General features: G+C 38.4%; 15 protein-coding genes and 1 pseudogene. 6 read left to right on the top strand and 10 right to left on the bottom strand.

What is annotated here, in order from left to right; translation table 11 throughout:
• A pseudogene (locus MSG95_RS09790) lies at positions 1-121 on the top strand (IS3 family transposase); the annotation flags it as partial.
• Positions 122-212: 91 nt separating this feature from the next.
• Here the strand turns inward: MSG95_RS09790 and MSG95_RS09785 are convergent.
• Positions 213-1106, bottom strand: coding sequence for a DMT family transporter (locus MSG95_RS09785; protein WP_077165158.1), 894 nt, complete (start codon positions 1104-1106; stop codon positions 213-215).
• 108 nt (positions 1107-1214) lie between these two features.
• On the opposite strand from MSG95_RS09785, the gene MSG95_RS09780 reads away from it, so the two are divergent.
• On the top strand, positions 1215-2081 hold the full coding sequence (locus MSG95_RS09780; protein WP_077165157.1) for a LysR family transcriptional regulator: 867 nt from the start codon (positions 1215-1217) through the stop codon (positions 2079-2081).
• Between the two features lie 235 nt (positions 2082-2316).
• A complete protein-coding gene (locus tag MSG95_RS09775; protein ID WP_077165156.1) occupies positions 2317-3027 on the top strand; it encodes an aspartate/glutamate racemase family protein in 711 nt (236 codons plus the stop codon).
• A gap of 37 nt (positions 3028-3064) precedes the next feature.
• Here MSG95_RS09775 and MSG95_RS09770 read toward each other — a convergent pair whose 3' ends face one another.
• Entirely contained in the window at positions 3065-3961 is an 897-nt protein-coding gene (locus MSG95_RS09770) for a LysR substrate-binding domain-containing protein (RefSeq protein ID WP_077165155.1), read from the bottom strand.
• Positions 3962-4131: 170 nt separating this feature from the next.
• Here MSG95_RS09770 and MSG95_RS09765 point away from each other — a divergent pair, with 170 nt between their 5' ends.
• Positions 4132-4551, top strand: a complete 420-nt coding sequence (locus MSG95_RS09765; RefSeq protein WP_077165154.1) for a hypothetical protein — start codon at positions 4132-4134, stop codon at positions 4549-4551.
• 97 nt (positions 4552-4648) lie between these two features.
• The gene (locus tag MSG95_RS09760; protein ID WP_019457822.1) at positions 4649-5080 is read left to right on the top strand and encodes a hypothetical protein; all 432 of its coding nucleotides are present in this window, start codon (positions 4649-4651) and stop codon (positions 5078-5080) included.
• Positions 5081-5178: 98 nt separating this feature from the next.
• Here the strand turns inward: MSG95_RS09760 and MSG95_RS09755 are convergent, their stop codons facing one another.
• Positions 5179-6534 carry a S8 family peptidase gene (locus MSG95_RS09755; RefSeq protein WP_324624952.1) on the bottom strand — a complete coding sequence of 452 codons (1356 nt, stop codon included), beginning with the start codon at positions 6532-6534 and terminating at the stop codon, positions 5179-5181.
• A gap of 73 nt (positions 6535-6607) precedes the next feature.
• Entirely contained in the window at positions 6608-6916 is a 309-nt protein-coding gene (locus tag MSG95_RS09750; protein ID WP_324624953.1) for a hypothetical protein, read from the bottom strand.
• A gap of 581 nt (positions 6917-7497) precedes the next feature.
• Between MSG95_RS09750 and MSG95_RS09745 the strand changes: the two genes are divergently transcribed.
• Positions 7498-8232, top strand: a complete 735-nt coding sequence (locus MSG95_RS09745; protein ID WP_324624765.1) for a hypothetical protein — start codon at positions 7498-7500, stop codon at positions 8230-8232.
• A gap of 62 nt (positions 8233-8294) precedes the next feature.
• Here MSG95_RS09745 and astE read toward each other — a convergent pair whose 3' ends face one another.
• The 6 genes from astE to MSG95_RS09715 form a co-directional block, all read right to left on the bottom strand.
• Complete coding sequence (gene astE, locus MSG95_RS09740; protein WP_077165153.1) at positions 8295-9269, bottom strand: succinylglutamate desuccinylase; 975 nt, start codon at positions 9267-9269, stop codon at positions 8295-8297.
• Positions 9270-9281: 12 nt separating this feature from the next.
• A complete protein-coding gene (gene astB / locus MSG95_RS09735; RefSeq protein WP_019457827.1) occupies positions 9282-10625 on the bottom strand; it encodes an N-succinylarginine dihydrolase in 1344 nt (447 codons plus the stop codon).
• An 18-nt stretch (positions 10626-10643) separates the two neighbouring features.
• Positions 10644-12113, bottom strand: a complete 1470-nt coding sequence (astD, locus tag MSG95_RS09730; protein WP_324624764.1) for a succinylglutamate-semialdehyde dehydrogenase — start codon at positions 12111-12113, stop codon at positions 10644-10646.
• Complete coding sequence (gene astA / locus MSG95_RS09725; protein WP_004705286.1) at positions 12113-13144, bottom strand: arginine N-succinyltransferase; 1032 nt, start codon at positions 13142-13144, stop codon at positions 12113-12115. Before astA ends, astD begins: the two co-directional genes overlap by 1 nt.
• A gap of 18 nt (positions 13145-13162) precedes the next feature.
• The gene (locus tag MSG95_RS09720; protein WP_077165151.1) at positions 13163-14377 is read right to left on the bottom strand and encodes an aspartate aminotransferase family protein; all 1215 of its coding nucleotides are present in this window, start codon (positions 14375-14377) and stop codon (positions 13163-13165) included.
• A 144-nt stretch (positions 14378-14521) separates the two neighbouring features.
• Complete coding sequence (locus MSG95_RS09715; RefSeq protein ID WP_039250558.1) at positions 14522-15796, bottom strand: Glu/Leu/Phe/Val family dehydrogenase; 1275 nt, start codon at positions 15794-15796, stop codon at positions 14522-14524.
• Between the last annotated feature and the right edge of the window lie 540 nt (positions 15797-16336).

Below are 16336 nucleotides of genomic sequence, written 5' to 3'. Positions count from 1 at the left end.
TATTGAGATTTATTACAATCGGGTCAGAAGACATTCTGCAAATGGCTGGTTAAGCCCTGAAGCCTTTGAGAAGAAATATTTTAAGAATTTAGAGGGATTTGTTGTCCACGATACTGTCTAGGATCAGATATCCAGTTGCCTCCTCCTCAAAATCACCAAACCTCTGAAGCAGAGATTGATTTAGCAAAACGCTTCTTAGAACAGCAATGACTCTATCTTTTTCGCCCCCAATTCATCCACACCAAACTCCCCACAATAATTACTCCACCCAGAAGCACCATCATGGATGGTTTTTCATTTAAGAAAAGCACTGCCAAACTCATTGCGACAATAGGCGAACAATATAAAAAATTCGATGCAATCGTTAACGGCATATTTTTAAGTACATATCCCCAAAGCACATACGCCATTGCACTTGGAAAAATACCTAATAGGACAACTGACATATTGGCTTGCCAAGTGGCATGTAAAATTTCACTAGGTAAATGAGCACTATAAAATAGTAAAGGAATGGTACCGAACCAAATGATGTAGCACATCATGCTCAAAGCATCATAATTTAAAGCAAATTTCTTATATAAATTAAAGTATAGCCCCCATGCAATTGCAGCTAAAACAATCAACAAACTGTAAGGGTTCGGCACACCAAAACCATGATCTCCACTGACCACTAACACCGCGCCGCAAAGTCCCAGCAAAATACATAACCACTGTTTAAAACTGATTTTTTCTTTAAAAAGCAAAACTGAAATAATAAAAGTGAATAGCGGAATGGATTGACTCAAAATACTAGAGGCGACCGCAGTCACATATTGCTGCCCTGTATTGATCAGCAAATGATGCAGCGTTACAGAGAAAAATCCTAACACCCCAAGTGCAGGAACATCTTTCCACGTTAAAGGCTGTATGCCTTTTTTCATAATCAACAAAAGTAAGAAAACCGATGCAATCAAAAAACGAAGCAAGGCAATATGCTGCGGTGTATATGAGTGCAAGGCACTATGCACACCAATAGGTGAATAACCCCAACAAAAGACGGTCACGGCAATACATAAATAGAGCTTAAATACGTGAGGCTGAGTTTCGGCAGCAAGAGAAATTGCCATGTTAAATCTGCACTAGTGAAATGGAATACTTTCATCATATGCGCATGGATAGTTGAATAAAATTAACTTATATTGAGCCATATATTCATTAAAAGTGAATGATAAAACATGGATATTACTCAGTTAAAAATGTTTCAAACCGTGGTTGAATGCGGAACAATGGCAAAGGCATCAATGCAACTACATTGTGTACCATCCAACATTACGACACGGATTAAACAACTCGAAGAAGAACTCGGTGCACCGCTGTTTTATCGGGAAGGAAAAAGTTTAAACCTCACTCCATCTGGAGAAATCTTTCTTAATTATTGCCATAAAATTTTAGCGCTATGTGATGAGGCAAAACGTAGTATCCACCCTGATGCACCACCTTCTGGCCCACTCAAAATTGGAGCGATTGAATCGTCTGCCACAACTCGTCTGCCTAGCTTACTTGCGAAATATCATCAGCGCTATCCAGAGGTTTCCATTCAAATTATTACGGGCACATGGAAACAGCTATTAGTTGATATTACTCAGCATAAACTCGATGGTGCAATTGTCGCGGGTAATATCGAGTTTCCAATGTTAAATAAGCTTGGTATTTATCAAGAAGAAATTATTTTAATTGCCCCAGAATCTTTCGGTGAAATCCACTGCCAAGAAGATTTGATTGGTAAGGAAATTTTTATGTGGACTGAAGGCTGCCCTTACCGTGCAGCTCTCGAAGATTGGCTTAAACTCAAGAATATTTCACTTCCCATCACCAGCATTACCAGTTATGCCACGATTATTGGTTGCGTGAGTGCAGGCTCTGGTGTGTCTTTAGTGCCGAAGAGTCTTTTTGAGCAATATAAAAATTTAACCAATATTCGAGGCTATAAATTTGAACACCTTGCCTTTATGCAAAACCATTTTTTCTGGCACAAAAATGTAAGCAATCACAAAGCGAGAGATATGTTTTTAGACTTAATTAAGTCTGAATTTATCATTTAGATTTTTGCCTGAAACAAACTATCCATGCAAAATTCTATGCTTTATATAAAATTGTCATGCATAAAAAGCATAACCAAATTTCAGAAATTTAAATTTTATATTTATAAAACAAATACTTTAAATTAAATTAATTTTTGATTTAGAAATAGAATCTGCATAAACCATCCGCTTTTTGCAATGATCCTAATAAAAATACGCTCATTCTAAACCTATAGAATTTTTTGAGTCGCTCAACATGAATAAAGCAATTGGAATTTTAGGTGGCATGGGACCACAAGCTACGATTGATGCTATGAATAAAATTATTAAAAATACACCAGCACATTGTGATCAAGAACATATTCCTGTCGTTACAGTTTCTATCCCAGATATTCCCGATAGAACTCAATCCATTATAAATCATGATGATAAACCACTCGAAAAAATGGCTGAATATCTTAAAATCTTAGAAGCAGCACAAGTCGGTTGTATCATTATTCCTTGTAATACTGCTCATTTCTGGTTTAACCAACTACAAAAGCGCACCCAAACTAAAATGATCAGTATCATTGAGTCCGCGGTTCATTTTATTCAAGATAGTCAAATTGATGAGGTGTGTATTCTTGCCACATCTGCCACAATAAACACCGAGCTTTATCAAAGCCAGTTTATTGAAAATAGTATTGGTTTCTCTACTCCTTCTGCCGAAATGCAAAATAAAGTAATGCAAAGTATTTACCAATACAAAGCAGGAAATATTCAACAAGCTAGAGAAATGATGAAGGCAGTTATTAATTTTTACAATAACAAGAGAAATATAAAATTCCTGTTGGCTTGTACAGAAATACCTCTCATTTTAGAAGAAAGTATTGAGGCTTATCCTGAACTATTCATAGACACAACCGACGTACTCATTAAAAATGCGATTGCGTGGTATCAAAACGCTCCCATAGCAAAAGTTGCATAGCTAAATAAAAGATAATGCAACTTATGCATAAAATAGTTTAGGCAATTGTCCAATCAATTGCCTTAATAAAACTCCATAAACTTTCAGAAGCTGTATTGAGCCTCGCACTACTACGATATAAATAAATATCTACAGATAAGACTGAATCTTTCAAAGGCACAATCAAAAGTTGATTTTTTTCAAGCTCATCTTGAATACTGTAATCGGGTAACCACCCTACTCCATACCCACCTTTGATCATGTCTTTAAGCAATAAACTCATTGAAGACACAAAGTTTGTCTCAAATTTATCTGAATGATGCTCTTGTAGAAACTTATTTACTTTTTTACCCATGTAACTATCGTCGGTGTAATTCATGAGCGGAACTGAAGCATCTTCGAGTGAATATTTGGGACGACCTAAATGATTAGGTGCAGTGACTAAATAAAGCTTTGCTGAAAATAATTTATGACACAAGAATTGTGGATTCATAAGATCATCATCATAAAAAGATGCGATAAAGTCACATTGACCATTTTTAAGAGAATCTACGGTTTCATTTACGTTAATGGCTTCAACATGAAAAATCTTTTCTTGGTAGTTTTTTAAATTTCCTAAAATTTTAGGAAAAATATAACCTGCCAAAGAGTGTGCAGAAGCAATAGTGACTTTACTTCTAACATGATTGTCACCTTTAATTCGATCTATATTGAACTCAAAATCATCTAGCAAATTTCTGGCGTGCAGAACAAAAAGCTTACCCTTTTCTGTGAGCTGTAACGGCGAAGTTTCTCGGTCAAAAACCTCAAATCCCAAACTATTTTCTAGAGCCTGAATACGGCGGCTTAGAGAAGACTGTGAAATATTTCTAATATCAGAAGCTATTGTAAAATTTCGGTATTTTTCTAGAATGATCAGATCATATAACCATTTTAATTCTATATTTTGTATCACCTGAAGCTCCAGATCATTCTAGGAATTTAGATAAGCTATTTAAGTATATTTGAAATGATGATTTATCGTAATCAAATCGTATGGGTTTTATCTCATTGCTGCACAAGGTTTATTTTTAACAGTAAGATCAGCACTTGATATTTTGACAGTCATTGGGGAGTTTGAACCAAATGAAAACCTTAAAAGTTTTATGTATTACAAGCTCTATATTGGCTTCATCGACGCTCTTTGCTGAAACAACACAGCCTCAACCTACAAATGAGACAACGTCTAAAGCTCAACCTTATGGTGATAATCCAAGTTTAGGTCGTGTGTTGTTATATAAAACAGGAAAAGGTATACAAAACCTAGGGAACTCTATTCAAGGTGCGTCTGAAAATACGTCGAATAAAATTAGTGAAAAATGGCAAAGCACTAAAGAATTTACAGCTGAAAAATCAGAAGTTGCCCAGCAAAAAGTAGATACTGCAAAAGCATATACTGAAGAGAAAATAGAACAGGCTAAACAAAATATCACCAGTAGCCGAAATGGTGAAAACATTCCGATCGAACAAGGTGAGTTAAGTAAGTCTAGTACGACGACTAATTAAAATTGAGTCCGACGAATAGCGCGATTACTTCGCGCTCATAGAAATGTATACGTTTAAAAAGAAATACTACCATTACAAAGAGCTAGGAATCTGCCTTATGAATAGTCAAAAACTTCTCTTTTCAACACTATGCTGTATCGCACTATCTGCATGCGCAACTACTAAATCTGTTTCTTCTTATTCTCAATCAAAGGTTTTAGAACAAGACACCAATATTGAAGCTTATCCAACCACCACAGGTAATGTAGCCAAGCTCATTAAACATGATAAGCAAGCTTGTATGATCGAATTTACGGGTTACTTAGGTGGAGGCCAAGTCACTGAGCACTGGATTTTTAATAATAAAGGCCTGATTTCAGCTCAATCATTTACCGAACAATATCCCGACTCATCTGGCATACTAAGTCAAGCCACCAACTCAACAACAAAAAGCTCGACCACTTTTAATATTCAAGATCCAGCAATTCAAAATAATTTTAAAAAGCTCCAAAGCAATTTTAGTAAAGCCAATTTAGCAAAATGTGATTAAAGATTTTCCATAAAAAACCCGTTGCAGAGGCAGTTTTCTGCAACGGGCCATAGCCATTCAAATTTCTTGGACCTAATAAAAAATTATAAATATGCTATTTAATTAATAGTTAAACCATTTGTTGCAGCCAGTAAATCAATACGAGGGAAAACCAAACCTGATCTTCGATCAGTAATAGGCTTACCTGTAGTTTTTAACCGATTTATTGTTTGGTCAATTGTTTCTGTCGATGACACCCCTCCCCTTAAAGCCGCGATAGCACCTGCAACATGTGGTGCAGCCTGAGAAGTCCCACCCATGGTATAACCACCTGCAGTAATCATTGCTCCCGGTGCCAATAAGGTTAGAAGCTTACCACCATTACTAAAGCATGCTACTTGATCAGCTGCTGTTGTTCTATCAATACATGTTGGTGGGGTACCACCCCATGCCAAACCACCAACATTACTATCATATACAGCACCAACTCGAACTGCTCCTGGTGTACAAGCTGGACTCGATACCCCATCAGCAAAACCATCATTACCGGCTGCAACTACAGGAACGATACCTGCCGCACGAGCATTTGCAAATACAGTTGCGTAACCTGAATTTGGACATTCCGAAGTGTACTTCTGATTCGGAACGCCTAAGCTCAAGTTTACTGCTTTAATTTTGTAGGTATTGGCATTATTAATAGCCCAGTTAATTCCAGCAATTATATCCGAATCATATGCAGTATCACCAACCTGACCATTTACTACGACTTTTCTAAAGCTATCTGCAACGATAAGCTTTGTCGCTGGAGCCACTTTTCCCACAATTGCCGCTACATTAGTTCCATGACCACCGTCATCTAATTGATTGTCCTCTGGAGCTGTATCAAAAGCAGCAATAACTTTACATGTAGATGGCGAGCCTACAGCAGTACAACCACCGAAATCAGGGTGTAAATAGTTTACGCCTGTATCAATGACCATAACGCTACTGTCTTTACCTGAGAAACCGTTAGAACTGGCTTGTGGTTGATTAATCAGAGGTAAACTTTGCATAGTAGTCGCTTGGTTAATACGATTAGGATAAACTGCTTTTACGGTCGGATCATTTAATAATTTCACCAAAGTTTCTCTATTTGAAATTCGATAAAGTCCTATTGGAAGTCCATTAAATTCACGCAAAGTTTGAACCCCAGCACTTTTTGTAAATTTATTTTTAAATAAAGTTCGATTATTAGCAATATATTGCCTTTTCTGTTCCCCAGGCGGTAAAGCCTCTTCTTGCAAATTATATTCAACAATTAAATCATTTGAATCATTGGTTACAAGTGCATTCAAATCAATTCTACTTTTCGAAACTTTATTTTTCGCTGTTTCAGTCAGTTGTTGTTTTGCTTGAGCGGCTTGAAGCGGTGCAGCAGAAACTGTGCTACTAAAAAGTACACATGCACCTAATGTGAAAATTAGTTTATTTTGCATTTTTTTCTCCATTGTTCTTTGGTAAAGAACTTTTGAACATCTAGTATTTCTTGGATAAAGAAAACTAGATTATTTAAAGTGTTTTAATTTCATTAGCAGGATCTTTTTCTGGATCAATCGGTTGAATCGAAAGATCACTTTTTGTGTCATATAAAGGAACAGTATCTGCGGATACTGGTTTAGGTTGAGTAGAATTTAAAGATACATTTTTAGGTTGAACAGGCTCCTTAAGTTGGGAATGTAAAGATGAAGTGTCTGATTGCGATGGATTCGACTTGTGCAAAGTAGAATTCATCACATCTGATGCACCGCTTGATGGCTTAAAATAGAGAACAACGGCGACTAAGCCGAGTAATATGACAAGGGAAGCAATAATTTTCATCATTTAAGATCTCTGTTTTTTTGTTTATAGACATCTCTATTTATTTTTGATTATTCGAAATAAAGCGTCATTTCTTGGGATATATGTCATGTGAAATTTCATTTCATAAAACATGTAAGCCCGAGGAACACTAAAATTCTTTTTCCCGAATAAACAAAAATACTGTTCTGCCCAGTGCATTTATATTTCTGGCAGAATAGGGTTCAAAAAAGTTCCAAAAAGCACCTTATTCTCATAATAAGCAATAACTATGCCGTTATCTCGATTAAAAAAAGAAAAGAAAATCTTCTTTATAGATATAAAAAAATGGTCGTGTTGAATAAGTTTAAATATTTGTATTTCTAAAAAATGAGAGAAGTTATTTTTTATTAGCTTTTTAAACAGTCAAATATCGATATCTATTTCACTTTATTATTAATATTTTCTTTTCTCCACAATTTCTCTCTCATCTGTTTAGTGACTGTAATACTGTTGTAAGGTTTTGATGAAGTCTATTCCTAAGCAAAGCAAGGTTTGACTATGATGCGATTGCGTTTATGAAATACCTCACTAAAAAGGTATATTCTTTGAAGGATATCGCAATGAAAATGATGAGAACAGCTATCGTGACTGCAAGTGTTCTTGCCTCTGCTTCTATTTTTGCACAAAGTGGGGGCATTAATGCAGACGCTTCTGCCCAAGTAAATGTACAACCGGGTGGTCTTGTTAGTGGCGTAGCCAACACAGTCACAAGTACTGCACATACTGTAGGTAGCACAGCAAAGCATGCTGGTCATGTTGCTGCTGACACTACAGTTAAAGCAACTAAAAAAACAACTGGAAAAGTGACTCAACTTTCTTCTAAAGCTGCAAATGGTACAAAACACTTTGCTACCGAAGCTGCTACAGGTACTAAAAATGTAGCGACTAAAGCTGCAAACGGTACTAAAAATCTAGCCGTTGAAGCGAAAGCTGATACAAAAGCACATTTAAATGCGGTAAAAACTAAAGTAGCAGCACATGAAGCTGAACAAAAAGAGTTTACTGCTGAAAAACAAGCTAATGCTCAAGCACGTGTAGATGCAGTTAAAGCTCGCGTAGCTCAAAATCAAGCTGAGCAAAAAGAATTAGTGGCTGACACCAAAGCTGATGCTCAAGCAAAATTAAATACAGCTCAATCAGCGCACGCGATTAATGCTCAAACAGGTGTAAACGTTGGTGTTAATGTTGCCCCAGTTGGAGTTAGTGCAAATGCAAACTTAAATGCAGGTGCTCAAGGCTCTACCCAAAAAACTGAAAAGAAATCTTTCATGAAAGGTCTTTTCGGTACTAACTAATTAAAGCTAGCAATAAAAAAGGGCAATCAATTGCCCTTTTTTATTTACTTTAAATTAGTCATTTAAAGAGTTTCAGTTAAAACCAAACCAGCGCGCAAACCAATTTTCACATTTGGGTTTGGAAATAAAATCCAGACTTGATCTTGCTCAACCACATAATTCCCAGAAGGTTGCATGGTAATGATTTCACCTTTCGTAAATGTCGAAAAGTTTGGAGCCTCAGCCGATAAGTTCATTTGAAAATCTTCATCTTTTTTAATTAAAGAATCAGACACCTGAAACACTCGAATTTTCGATTTATGTCGCGTCGGTAAAACTTGTTCAGAAACCACATTACGAATGACTTCATCAATTGCAGCAAACTGACTTAAGTCATTTTGTCCAAATGGCAAGGCTTTACCTAACTCTAAGGTTGCGCTCGCAGCTTTAAAGCTCTCGCTAGTAAAATGTGTAAATGTTTTACCCGCAGCACGATGATAAACCAGAGCATCTAAATCGGCAGCTTCAAGACTCGCTATCAAATCAGCATCATAGTCATGTGTTTGATAAGGCAATAAAGCAAAAGTGGGTAACAAAGAAGCGCGAATTGCGGTGTGCAAATCATAGTGATAGCGCTTAGCATTACTCGCACTTTCCTGAAAGAAAGTGGCTACTGCATGCTCTAAAACCTCAGCTCGCTTAGACTCTTCTGTTACAGGTAGAGTTTTATACCCACCACAAAACATTCGGTTTACATCGTCATATACATAACGCTTGCCTTGGCGCATTGCATACGGATTACCCAATACAAGCAGCAACCTCACAGCAAGGTTTAAACGACCTGCAAATAAATCGGTGCAAAGTTGAGACAACAACTCAATTGGTGCTGTTTCATTACCATGTACCCCTGCTGACAGTACGACAGCTTTGTCGTACTGTACATGTGGCGTACATTCAAGAAGTCCTTCACCTAGCCAACGCCAAGAAAAGTTTTCTTGCTTTCCTTCGCGAGTTGTAGGCTGCTCACCCTGTAAGGTTAATGCTAGAAAATCTTGCATGTCACCTCCTCATTATTTTTGGAAAGGATAAACCGAACCCAAACCTAAAATTTTGGTGAGTTCATCAAGTGCCATACGGCTTTCCATAAGTAGGTGCGGATCTGCTAAATCTTCTTGCGCTAAACGATCACGATAATGTTTATCAACCCATTGATTGAGCGTTCCAAACAATTGATCATTCATTAATACTTTTGGATTTACAGCATTTAATTCAGTTTCGTTCAAAGCCACACGTAAACGCAAACATGCTGGTCCACCACCATTACGCATACTTTCACGTAAGTCATATACCTGAATCGCATCAATTGGTGTGCCCATTTGAATCATATCGTTCAAGTAGCCCCACACTGCTGCATTTTGACGAGATTCTTCTGGCACAACAATCGTCATACCGCCATCTGGACGAGTCAAAATCTGGCTATTAAACAAATAAGTAGCAACAGCATCGTCTACAGTAACGCGGTTTTCAGGCACTTCAATCGAAATAAAGTCTTCACCAATGCTTGCCATTTTTTGACGAATTTCAGCAAAAGCTTGATCTTGATTTAAAAAGGCATGTTGATGGTGGAATAAAACCTGTTGGTTACTTACCGCGATCACATCGTTATGGAAAACGCCCTGATCAATTACATCAGGATTTTGTTGAACAAAAACCGTATGTGCATCATCTAAACGATGCAAACGTGCAATAGCTTCACTCGCTTCACGCGTCTGACGTGCTGGATAGCGCTTTGGTCCCGGTAAGCCATTATTTAAATGTTGTTGACCATAAACAAACACCTGAATACCGCGCTTAGCATAATCACCACCTAAACGATTGTGATTTGCTGCCCCTTCATCACCGAACAAAGCCACTTGCGGTAAAGCTTCGTGGTGTACAAAGTGACGCTCATTTTTAAAGATCGCTTGTAAAACTTGGCTTGTAGTTTCAGCTTCAATTGAACGGTGAAATTTATTGTTCAGGTTAGCCGCAGTAAAATGCACGCGCTCATCTTGGCTATCAGCCGAAGGTGAAACTGTCGCAGCATTTGCAGTCCACATTGGAGAAGCTGAGCTTAAAGATGATAACAATTCAGGTGAATGACGCATTGCTTGAGCAACAACACTAATGTCATCTCCTGTAAAACCTAAACGGCGTAACATTGGAACATGTGGACGTTCATGCGGAGCAAGTACACCTTGTTTCATTCCCATATCAGCCAAGGCTTTCATTTTTAATAAGCCTTGTTTCGCCGCTAATTTTGGGTTCGAGGTATTATTGCGGTTTTTGGTTGATGCTTCATTACCAAAAGACAAACCCGCATAGTGATGTGTTGGTCCCACTAAACCATCGAAATTTACTTCATATCCTTTCATTTTTTCTTTCCCTAGTGTTTAAGGCAACACAATCCCTGGAGATAATTTTTCTGGCAAACTTAAGCTTTCACTTTCAAGTGAAGCCATTGGCCAAGCGCAGTAGTCAGCAGCATAAAATGCACTTGCACGGTGGTTGCCTGACGCTCCAACACCACCAAATGGTGCGGCACTTGAAGCACCTGTTAATGGCTTATTCCAGTTCACAATACCGGCACGTGCTTCAATGAGTAAGTCATCAAACAGTTCACGTTTTGGAGAAACCAAACCAACTGACAAGCCGAAACGTGTTGCAATAGCAATTTTCAATGCTTCATCAAAGCTGTCATAACGTTGAATGGTCGTAAGCGGGCCAAAATATTCTTCATCTGGAATACCAGCCACACCTGTTACATCAACAATGCCCGGAGTCAGTAGCGAACTGTCTTCTTGTGGACGAGTCATTGCTAATAAACTTTTTGCACCCAGTTCAAGTAACTTTTGCTGAGCATTCATCATATTTGTCGCAGCAACTGATGAAATTACACCACCCATAAATGGTTGTTGTTCATCATTCCAGCGACCCACTTTCAGGTTTTTAGCAACCTCAACAAAACGTTGAATAAATGCATCACCTTCAGCACCGTTTTTTACCAAGATGCGGCGCGCACATGTACAACGCTGACCCGCCGAAACAAATGCAGATTGAATAGCCAGATTAACCACAGCATCGACATCAATAATTTCATCGATAATCAATGCATTATTGCCACCCATTTCAAGTGCAAGAATTTTCTCAGGCGCACCTGCCATTTGCTTATGCAAGTGATAACCAGTGTTTGCACTTCCAGTAAACAATAGACCATCGATTTCATGTGAAGCAGCCAGCGCTTCGCCAGTAGTACGACCACCTTGAACTAAGTTCATTACACCATTTGGCAAACCAGCTTGTTGCCAAAGTTTTACAGTTTCTTCAGCAGTCCAAGGTGTTAACTCACTTGGTTTAAATACAACTGTGTTGCCCGCAAGTAATGCAGGAACAATATGTCCATTTGGTAAATGGCCCGGGAAGTTATATGGACCAAAAACTGCAAGTACACCATGTGGACGGTGACGTAGGGATGCCACGCCATCTGCCATTTCAGTTGAGCTTTCGCCAGTACGCTGGTGATAAGCACGAATCGAAATCGCAACCTTGCCAATCATTGACTGAACTTCAGTTAAGGTTTCCCAAAAAGGTTTGCTGGTTTCTTGGCTGATGACTTCTGCTAAATGTTTTTTATTTTCTTCAAGCAGCTTTGCAAACTTTTCTATAATCGCAACGCGCTCAGCAAGAGGTAAACGTGCCCATGCAGGAAATGCTGTACGTGCAGCTTGGCAAGCTTTATCAACATCAACGGCTGTAGCTTCACCACCTGACCATACAGTTTGGTTATCAACCGGATTTGTTTTTACAAATGTTGTACCGCTGCCTTGTAACCAGACACCGTTTATAAATAAAGAGTTTGACATCAGGATACTTCCATAGGATTTAGTGATAACACACGAACAGCGTGGCCTTCTTGTACACCGAGTTTCTCAGCTTGTTCATGGGTTAAATTTAGAGTGCTATCTACGAGATCAAGCTTCATTAACATGGCTCGATAGTCGTGATAATTATCATTGGCAACAAGATATTGTGTTTTACCTACCGTTGCGTCATTTGTAATTTTGACAGTTAAAAATTGGCTTTCTTTTACTGCGCGCAACTCATCAATATTGGCTTCAATCGTTGGGCCTGCATCAAAAATATCGACATATCCTTGATAACGTAAACCTTCAGACTCAAGCACATGATAAGCAGGCAGAGTATGTGGATGCATTTTTCCAATTACTTCTTGCGCGTCTTTTGGCAAGAGATCTACATAAACTGGAAAACGTGGCATAAGTTCCGCAATAAAAACTTTTTGACCAATTCCACTTAAATAGTCTGCTGTGGAGAAATCCATATTGAAGAAATGGTGCCCAATCGCATCCCAGAAAGGCGAACATCCATTTTCATCAGAAAAACCACGCATTTCAGCAATGAGTTTTTTCTCGAAATATTGCTTAAAAGCAGCAATAAACATAAAACGGATTTTTGATAAAAATTTACCGTTTTGATTCTCACGACGTTCTGGATCTAAAAATAATGTACAGAGCTCACTGCTTCCCGTTCTGTCATTACTTAAAAATAATGTCGGTAATGATTTGTAGACATTTAATGCTTTTGAAGCGTGAACTTGTGTTCCTACATGAAAGTTGTACCAAGGTTCGATTAAACCTACAGCAACCTCAATTGCACTCACCCCAATAACACGTTGAGCTTCTGTATCTTCAAGAACAAACAAATAACCTTGTTCGCTCTTATGGACATTACCATTTAAAGTATTGCGAGTACGTGAAATTCGAGCCGAAAGCGTATCCATATTTTGTGGCAAGGAAGTCAGGCCAACACCTGACTTACCTGCTAATTTATAAATATCTTCAAGGTCTCGAAACTCGGCATGACGGACAATCATCATGGCTAGCTTTCCTTTTTTTTATTTAGCCAACTTTGCCAAAGCTCTTTTTAAACGAGCAATCCCTTCATCAATATCTTGTTCAGGAATAATAAGAGATGGAGTAAAACGAACCACGTTTGGTCCAGCAATTAAAGCAAGTAATCCTTCTTCGCCTGCCCAAGTCGTAATGTCTTTTGCTTTACCAGCATATTCAGCTTTTAATACGCAACCAATCAATAATCCTTGACCACGAATTTCATCAAAAACTTGATATTCAGCATTTAAAGTATTTAATGCATCAAGGAAATATTGATGACGGTGTTTTACACCATCAAGCACTTCTGGCGTATTAATAAACTCAAATACTGCGCCAGCAACAGCACTTGCCAACGGGTTACCGCCATAAGTTGTACCGTGCGTACCTACTGAAAAATGCGTCGCAAATTTATCAGTCGTTAACATTGCACCCACTGGGAAACCACCGCCTAATGCTTTTGCAGTGGTAAGAATATCTGGAGTAACACCTGAGTTCATGTAAGCATAAAGTGAACCTGTACGGCCTACACCTGTTTGTACTTCATCAAAAATAAGTAACGCACCAAACTCATCACACAGCGCACGCAAACCTTTTAAAAATTCGATGTCAGCAGGAATAACGCCACCTTCACCTTGGATCGGCTCAACAATGACTGCACATGTTTGTTCGTTAATGGCTGCTTTTGCAGCTTCTAAATCATTAAAGGCAACATGGTTGATACCATTTGGAAGTGGTGCGAAGTCTTGTGAGTATTTTGGCTGACCACCTGCTGAAACGGTAAATAAAGTACGGCCATGGAACGCATTGTTAAATGCCACAATGCCGCTTTTACCTGCCACACCGCTATCAAGTCCAACTTTACGAGCAAGCTTTAAAGCTGCTTCATTCGCTTCTGCACCTGAGTTACAGAAGAATACTTTGTCTGCAAATGTATTTTCGGTGAGTTGTTTAGCAAGACGTAGAACTGGTTCATTGGTATAACCGTTACCTACATGCCAAAGTTTTGTTGCTTGTTCTGTTAATGCATTTACTGCCACTGGATGCGCATGACCTAATGCGTTTACTGCAATCCCGCCTGCAAAATCGATATATTCTTTATTTTCTTGATCCCAAATACGTGAACCTTCACCACGTACCGGAATGAAATTTGCCGGTGCAAAAACTGGAACCATCCAGTCATTAAAGTTGCTTCGAGTTACAGAAATTGGCTGTTCCATGCTTACCTCAGTATCTATTTAATTTATTTAATCTGTCTTACTGTCTTTTATTTAATTTGTTTAGAAAAAGGGACTGAGAAAATAACCCTATAACATCCTTTATATTTACTCAGCCCACTTTTTCTAAAAGGTAATTTCCTCAGATTAGCCTGGGAAAATACCGCGTTCTTTACGAGCTTTTAAGATACGCTCACATGCCAAGATGTAAGCTGCTGTACGTAAAGTACAAGCATTGCTGTTTGCTGTATTCCAAACGTCATGCATAGCTTGAACCATCAACTTGTCTAAACGCTCGTTGATTTCTTCTTCAGTCCAGAAGTAGCTCGCCATGTCTTGAACCCATTCGAAGTAACTTACAGTTACACCGCCGGCGTTACATACCACGTCAGGAACCACAACAATGCCACGCTCAACTAAAACATCTTCAGCTTTAGGATAAGTCGGGCCGTTCGCACCTTCTAAAATCAACTTAGCTTTAAGTTTTTCAGCACGTTCAACTGTGATTTGACCTTCTAACGCAGCAGGAATAATGATGTCTACATCTGCAGTCCAGAAATCTTCATCAGCAATTGCTTGCGCGCCAGCGAAACCACCAACACCGCCTTGGTTTGCATTTGCGTGTTCACGTAATGCAACAAGATCAATACCGTCAGCATTGAAAATTGTGCCAGTGTGATCTTGAACGTGAGTGATTTTTGCTTTTGATTCAACAAACAAGAAAGCAGCTTCACTACCTACGTTACCAAAACCTTGAACAGCGATTTTCGCGCCTTCAATTGGTAAATTGATTTTTGCAGCTACTTCGCGACCTGTAACGAATACACCGCGACCAGTCGCTTTAACACGACCTAAAGAACCACCTAAGTGAACTGGCTTACCAGTTACAACACCAGTTACTGTATAACCTTGGCTTGTAGAGTAAGTATCCATCATCCAACCCATGATATTGGCATTTGTACCAACGTCTGGAGCTGGGATATCTTTTTGAGGCCCGATAATGTGACCGATTTCAGTCGTATAACGGCGAGTTAAACGTTCTAATTCGCGATTTGAAAGTTTACGTGGGTCAACACGGATACCACCTTTTGCACCGCCAAATGGCAAGTTCAAAACAGCAGTTTTAATTGTCATCCATGCAGATAACGCCATCACTTCATTTAAATCAACGTTTGGATGGTAACGTACACCACCTTTACCAGGACCACGAGACAAGTTGTGTTGTACACGGTAACCTTCAAAGTGCTGAATAGAACCGTCATCCATTACGATTGGCACGTCAACAATAAGCGCACGCTTTGGACGTTTTAATGTGTCGATAAACTCAGCTAAGTGGTCTAAGTACGGAGCAACACGGTCAATTTGTGCCAAGTAAGTTTGCCATGCATCGCTATGTTCGTTTACGTATGAAAGATCTGACATCTTTTTTCCTATTTACCTATACAGACTCAGATGTGATAAATCCGCAGTCTTTATTATTCAGCAACCAAAACCTTGCAATAACAATGTTTTGATTTATTTATAAAATCTTCAGCCCTTTTAAAGCTTTAGACCCTTTAAATTCCATCTTGTGATATCAAAAGTACGATTTACTTTTATATATCGATATCTTTTACAATCTTTCTTTTGCCTCATCTGCTGTTTATAAAAACGTCTTTATAAAAGCAAAAGTCCACCGCAACCAACTCAAACAAGCCGATTGGAAATAAGTACAAAAGAGGTGATACAACCGTTTGGGAGTTAAAAAGAACTAGGGTTCATAAACCAAAAAACCATAAGTCCATAAAATTATTTTTGACTAATCGATAGATCCCTCCATTAGTCTTTTTAAATAAAAATTGTTCATTAATACTGCAAGCTTTATATCGGTACTCAAGCAGATAATTGATGCTTTCATATAGACATAAAATCTTTAAGTAAATATAGCACAGAGCAAGGTAATTTAGAACATTTTAAAATAAA

It is taken from the genome of Acinetobacter sp. IK23, from assembly GCF_035615275.1.
Lineage (GTDB): Bacteria > Pseudomonadota > Gammaproteobacteria > Pseudomonadales > Moraxellaceae > Acinetobacter > Acinetobacter seifertii.
Note: the sequence above shows the minus strand (reverse complement) of the source record. Positions and strands in the feature narration are given on the sequence as shown.